The 5489-nt window shown below is 66.4% G+C and carries 7 protein-coding genes and 1 pseudogene; 4 read left to right on the top strand and 4 right to left on the bottom strand.

Translation table 11 applies throughout. The features are described 5' to 3' along the window. The first annotated feature begins 423 nt into the window (after positions 1 to 423). On the top strand, positions 424 to 1503 hold the full coding sequence (locus AB1609_14730; GenBank protein MEW6047714.1) for a PDZ domain-containing protein: 1080 nt from the start codon (positions 424 to 426) through the stop codon (positions 1501 to 1503). Between the two features lie 549 nt (positions 1504 to 2052). Here the strand turns inward: AB1609_14730 and AB1609_14735 are convergent. Beyond that, positions 2053 to 2433: a transposase gene (locus AB1609_14735; GenBank protein ID MEW6047715.1), complete on the bottom strand. Its 381-nt coding sequence runs from the start codon at positions 2431 to 2433 to the stop codon at positions 2053 to 2055. On the opposite strand from AB1609_14735, the gene AB1609_14740 reads away from it, so the two are divergent. Together AB1609_14740 and AB1609_14745 are read left to right on the top strand one after the other, a co-directional pair. Continuing rightward, positions 2422 to 2748, top strand: a complete 327-nt coding sequence (locus AB1609_14740) for a hypothetical protein (GenBank protein MEW6047716.1) — start codon at positions 2422 to 2424, stop codon at positions 2746 to 2748. The two genes, AB1609_14735 and AB1609_14740, sit on opposite strands and share 12 nt — an antisense overlap. A 16-nt stretch (positions 2749 to 2764) precedes the next feature. After that, a pseudogene (locus tag AB1609_14745) lies at positions 2765 to 2914 on the top strand (ABC transporter substrate-binding protein). 684 nt (positions 2915 to 3598) lie between these two features. Here AB1609_14745 and AB1609_14750 read toward each other — a convergent pair. The 3 genes from AB1609_14750 to AB1609_14760 all read right to left on the bottom strand — a co-directional run bounded on the left by AB1609_14750 (position 3599) and on the right by AB1609_14760 (position 4613). Further along, positions 3599 to 3871, bottom strand: coding sequence for a hypothetical protein (locus AB1609_14750; protein ID MEW6047717.1), 273 nt, complete (start codon positions 3869 to 3871; stop codon positions 3599 to 3601). Further along, on the bottom strand, positions 3871 to 4155 hold the full coding sequence (locus AB1609_14755; protein MEW6047718.1) for a hypothetical protein: 285 nt from the start codon (positions 4153 to 4155) through the stop codon (positions 3871 to 3873). The genes AB1609_14750 and AB1609_14755 overlap by 1 nt, the downstream gene beginning before the upstream one ends. Positions 4156 to 4280: 125 nt before the next feature. Continuing rightward, complete coding sequence (locus AB1609_14760; protein MEW6047719.1) at positions 4281 to 4613, bottom strand: DUF433 domain-containing protein; 333 nt, start codon at positions 4611 to 4613, stop codon at positions 4281 to 4283. A 237-nt stretch (positions 4614 to 4850) separates the two neighbouring features. Here AB1609_14760 and AB1609_14765 point away from each other — a divergent pair, with 237 nt between their 5' ends. Beyond that, complete coding sequence (locus AB1609_14765; protein MEW6047720.1) at positions 4851 to 5102, top strand: hypothetical protein; 252 nt, start codon at positions 4851 to 4853, stop codon at positions 5100 to 5102. The last annotated feature ends 387 nt before the right edge of the window (positions 5103 to 5489 follow it).

Here is a 5489-nt window from a genome sequence, read left to right on the forward strand (position 1 = left end):
TCACCAACTTTGAGCGGGCGGCTCATTTCGTGATAGGCAAGCCTGGCGCCCTTGAACCGGCATGACGGCCCCGTCCCGTACCCCTCGACCTCTCCAGGGTGCAAGCCGCGGTCGTCCTGTCGGTGCGTTTCTAGCGGGCGGGAGAGGCACGCGAGCCGCGAGGCCGACAGGCCCGTCGCTCAGGCCGCCCCTGCCGCGACGGCCACCTTCGGCGGATCGCTGGCCGGCTGTGGACGAACGGCCAGGAGGGTGTCGACATCCTTCGGCGAATGGTGCTGCCGGGACTGATACCGTTTACAAAACACCTCGGGCCCTGCGATGGTGACGCGGGCTTGCAGGCGCGAAGGTCCGCCGGATGACGCACGACCCGGCCGTCGGGCCTTTGGCAGGCCTCGCACCCTTGATGTGAGAGGGGGAGAACCGATGCAGATGCGTCGAATCACCAGGGCGGTGGCGGCTACCGCGGTGGGGATGGCGCTCACCGGTGTGGCGGTACCGCCCGCGCTCGCCGCGGGCGGCCCCACCGTCACGTACCGGGCGCTCGGGCTGCCGGCCCTGAGGGCAGCACTGGAGGCAGAGGCCTTGCCGGCCCTCGCGCAAGGCATGTGGTTGTTTGGCAGCGGGACGTTGGGGCGGCCGGATACCGGGTTCTACTGGGGTGCCTTCGGCGAGGGGGGCGCATCCAAGGCTGAGCACGGCGGGGCCACGGTTCGGCTTATGCTGGCACATGGCGGGATCCGGTTCGGCTATGCATGGGCTCCGGCGCAAGCTCTGTCTCTGGCCGCAGGGCTGGACATCGCGGTGGGTGGCGCAACGCTTACGGTCGCGCGCGGAGAGCCCCCCAGCTTCGGCGATGGGTTAAGGCAAGGCTACGAGACCACGTTCTATCGGTTGCTGGTGGGGGTCATGCCCGAGGCTACCGCGGCGGTGAGGCTTGGGCCGGCTGTCCACCTGCAGGCCGGCGTCGGGTACTTCGTGGACACGGGCCTCGGGAGCGAGTGGAGGACGACTAACGGTACCGTGGCGACCGGGTCGCCGAGAGACCCGTTCAGCGGGCTTCAGTTGCGGATCGGGTTGATGCTCTCAGGCCCTGAAGAGGTGCAGCGAGAGCGGTCGGAAGAGCTCGAGGAGAGAATCAAGCAACTGGAACGCCAACTGAAGCAGACAAGAGAGGACTACGAGGAGCTCAAGCAGGAAGTGGAGGAGATCTCGGAGGCGTATCTGGGTGTGTACCTGAGCGACGTTGGGCTGCTGCGCCGGTGGCTCAGCGGGATTCGGGGAGCCCACGTGGACGACGTCATGCCTGGGTCGCCCGCGGCTTCTGTCGGACTGGCGAAGGGAGACATCATTCTGGCTTTTCAAGGAATTAGCATACAGGGAGCCGACGACCTGACGCGCTGGATCCAGTCCCGCCGCCCGGGAGATACGGTCACCCTGGAAGTGTGGCGAGACGGCCGCGTTCGTCATGTGGTCGTCGAGCTAGGCCGGCGGCCGAAGCAGTGAGCGCCTGTTCGCGAAGCGAGGTTTGTCGGATAATGAGTCGCGCGGAAGCGGGCGTCTCGCCATTGGATCAGGAATCCAGGCGTTAATCCGGGCTGGTCGGCAGGATCGTCCTGGTGGGGTTGAGTCCTTGGAGGTGCTCGGGATAGCCGGGAATTTCTTCATCCTCACAGGAAGGTTCTAAGGGGGCTTGCCGAAGCCTAAGGCATACTGTCCGACACCCGACCGGACCGGTCAGCCCACGCGGAGCGAGGCCTACAGGTGGGTCACTTCCAGCCGGCTCCAGCGTCAGGCCGCTGGGGGTCGCCCATCAGCCACGAACCGACCGCCTGCAGGGCGGGGATCGCGGGGGACACAGCCGGCGCGGCAGCCTCCCCGCATCACCATCGCCACGTGCCCGATGAAAGCCCGGCCACGTCTGACCTTGGAAATCATCGAGCCCCGACTTCTGCTTTTCGTCTTGATAGGCCCGTTCCACGATGCAGCGCAGGTGAGCGATTTCAACCAATCGTTCAAGAGGCGTTTCTTCAGGAAAGTTGCTGAACCAGAACTTCAAATCCCGTCCCTCCCCAGGCACCGGACGTTCAAACACCAGCCAACCCTCCGGACCCGTGGCGCTGCGAGTGGCGCGGTAGACGCGGGCCGATGCGCCTCGTCGGCTACCTCCCGGGGCAGGCGGACCGTAAAGTCCTTGCTGACCCCCACCACGTAGCGTTCCTGGCGCTGCTCCAGCCCCTCAAGAAACGCCGGATTATCCCCGTACGCCGCATCGGCTACCACCGCATGTGCGGCACCCCCGCTTCCCGGGCTCGGTCCAGCAGCCCCAGCAGGTAGCACTGGCAGGCGAACCGGTTTTCCGGGCGCACAGGCCCCGGACAGTTCCAGCCCGCTCTCGCCTGGAGCGGCGGGAAAGACAGCGCGATGGCCCTGCACATCATGGGCGGTGCCAGTCTGCTGCTCAGGCTTCAACTCGCGACTTCCTACGGGCCGGATTCCGGGCGGTGGTGGTGTGCGTCGACCTCACCCGGCCGGATGCGTCGTGGGCCGGACGCGGGAGTTTTCGACGCGGCCTTCATCGAGGCCCTTCCGGCCGAGGTCGACCCGTGCGAGGAGAACGGCGAGTTCCCCACGTTCGTCTACGAGGGGCCGATCTTCACGCGGCCCGCGACGCTCCGCCGGGGCCGGGTGGTGCAGCGCGACGGGTTTGCGTTCGCCGACCTGCTAAACGAACAGCCGGGGCGAGGGTAAGGGGGCACCACGCCGCATGCGCATCGCTCACGAATGGCTCGGCGACCTGGAACTGCCCGACGCGCCCGGCCGCGTCGTCAGCGTGGCGCCCAACGCCACCGACAGGGTCTTCCTGCTCGGTGGGGGAGAGCGACTCATCGGGCGGAGCAGCTTCTGGTATCGACCCGACGCCGCCCGCCTCGTCGTCGACGAGCAGCCTCAGGGAACGCGCGCGATGGCCCGCGAGTATCGGGAACCCAGACGAACCACGGTGAAGTGAGTGGGGACGACGTAACGAACGCTCGCCGCACGAAACGCGTCCCACCAAGCGCCAGCCGCCTGAGGGCCCAGGCGCGCCATGAGAAGGGTGAAGGTCTCTGCAAGGATGAGGGCCGTCGTCACGAGGTCTTCGTGGGGGGCCCGGCTCTGGTGCCACCGCCGCGCCTCGGCGTGATGCGCATCCGACCGGTCCGGAAGCCAGGCGCCGGTGTCAACGAGAACGGTCACTCCCGTGTCTCCGTCTCCCGCCGCAGGGCTCTTGCCAGGTACTCGTCATGTCGCTCCGAGGCATCGGACAGGCCGCTCGCCCCGATCCCAACGAGGCACATGAGCCTCTCCGCGGGGGAGCCGCGGTGCTTGCGGCGATCCGGGTTTACCGCCAGACGCTTTTAGCCCCGACCGAAAGCCAGGTCTCGATGTCGTTTACGAGCCCAGCCGTGGATGGCAGGCCGGGCTCCGGCCGCCCCTTTGCTGCCAGGGCGAGGCCGGGGCGCTGCACCGACCTGTATCACGCCGGGCGCCTCCCTCGCACACTTCGGCTCGAGCCTCGTCGTGGCACCAGGCTGAGCCGGCTCGGAAAGGCGGAATCCGCTTAATACTGCGAGGGAAGCGGCTCCACAACAGCTGTGGCTGAGTAGCCAAGCCTCCGCAGATAGGTGAGGCAGTCCTCCCACGTGAGACCAAAGGCGAGGACATCTGCCAGTCCCAGGCGAGCCACGATGTCGCGGACAGTCTCTATCTCTTCCCCGGCAAACTCGCCGTCCATAAGAGCCCGCTCGGCCCAGTCGACCAGGTCCTTGAGAGTTACCCGCTGCTGCAAGTATGCGGTCAGTTTCTGGGCTACAGTCTCTCGGGTCACAACCATTACGACACCTCTCCGTTCCCCACCCGCATGTGTCCGGTATCTACCGGGTGTTTCTGGTGCACCTCACGAAGCCGCCCCTCGGCATCGTAGATCTCCTGGCGAAAGGATGTCGTTCGCTCAAGAGCGTCCACTTCCTTGACGTACCGGGCTCGCCAGCCCGCACGCCCGGAAACGTCATACCAGTACCTTCTTCCTCCGCCCTCGGTCTGTTCCCACGCTGCGAAAATCCTCTCATTTCGTCGGCGCCGGCGCAGTACCTCGGGTGATTCCGCCTGTGTGCTCACGGCTCGCTCCCGCTGACCCCTGTTTGTCTTGCCAGCCCCCAGTTTAGCAGGCGCGAAGTGCCTGACTCCAGCACACCAGGGGGGTGGGTGTGGCCGGTGTACCTACGCCCGGGAATGCCCACGGGTCATACCCGTCCTGTGGACCGTTGCATCTCGCACCCCCACGAGATGGCGCAACTGGGCCACATGCCCGCAAGACCGGCGCCATCGTGGGATCCCCTTCCAGCATCGAGGCTGTGACCGGCAAGCGTGAGGTACGCTCTTACCTGTTCTTCGGTGATCGCATATGCCGCCGTGACATCCGCGATGGAAGCGCCTCCAGCCAGGTTCCCCACGACCAGATGCACGGGGACCCGCGTTCCCCGAATGACCGGCTTGCCTTTCAAGACAGCGGGGTTGACCTCGATCAGATCTTGCCAGGCCATGGTCGCCTCATCTCCCGCGAGGGATTCTATCACGGATGGCCTTGTTGCCTCCGTGGCCCGATCCCGTGGCGCTTGGAGCAGCGACTTCTGCGCTCGCACAGCTCGCGCGGGAAGGCGACGTCCCCATCCCGACGGCCGAGCCCGGAACGCTATCATGTGGAGAAACCCATTCGCATGCTTGGGGCCAGTAGGACGTGTCGCGTCGCCTAATCTCGTCGGGTTCGCGGAGGTGGCCCGCCGCGCCCGGCTCATCCGCCTGGAGGGAGCGCCATGAACGTATCCCAGACGAGAAGGCCCGGCCTGCGATGGGCGCCGCCGTACGGGCAGGAAGTGGTGATGCTGTTTGGGATGCTGCTACCGCACATCGAAGGCATCGCGCAGGTAGAGGAGAGTTCGGACCAGTTCCCCGACTGCGTCGCGCTGAACACCGACGGCAAGCCCCTTCGCATCGAGTTCGAGGCGGCGGCCAGCGGCTTTCTGCAGCACGGGCACGATCCGAACGAATGCGACCTTATCGTTTGATGGGTGACCGACTGGCCGCAGAGCCCGGTTCCTGTGCTCGAACTCAAGGAGGTGGTCAGGCAACGCGCGCCGTGGGCGGTTGAAGATCCTGACCAGCCCAAGCGGCGCCCCCTGGCTTGGGACGAGCAGCCGGCGCGCCATGACGGGCTTTGATCCCATCGAGGCGCGCGAAGAAGGCCCGGAAGTGCTAAACCGCAGCCCGAGCCCCCACCGTCGCTGAAAGCTTGCACTCATCCGGCGTGGGCTGCTTCGGCTTTACTTGGACGCAGCGCGTCCGCAAGCCTGGCCCAGACCGGTGCGGGCAACATCACATACCCAGCCAGAGCTGTCATGACGATCATGACCCCCGCCGCGCCGATTACGGGCGGCGCCCCGAGAACCGAGCCC

Source organism: Bacillota bacterium (assembly GCA_040754675.1).
In the GTDB taxonomy this organism is placed as follows: domain Bacteria; phylum Bacillota; class Limnochordia; order Limnochordales; family Geochordaceae; genus Geochorda.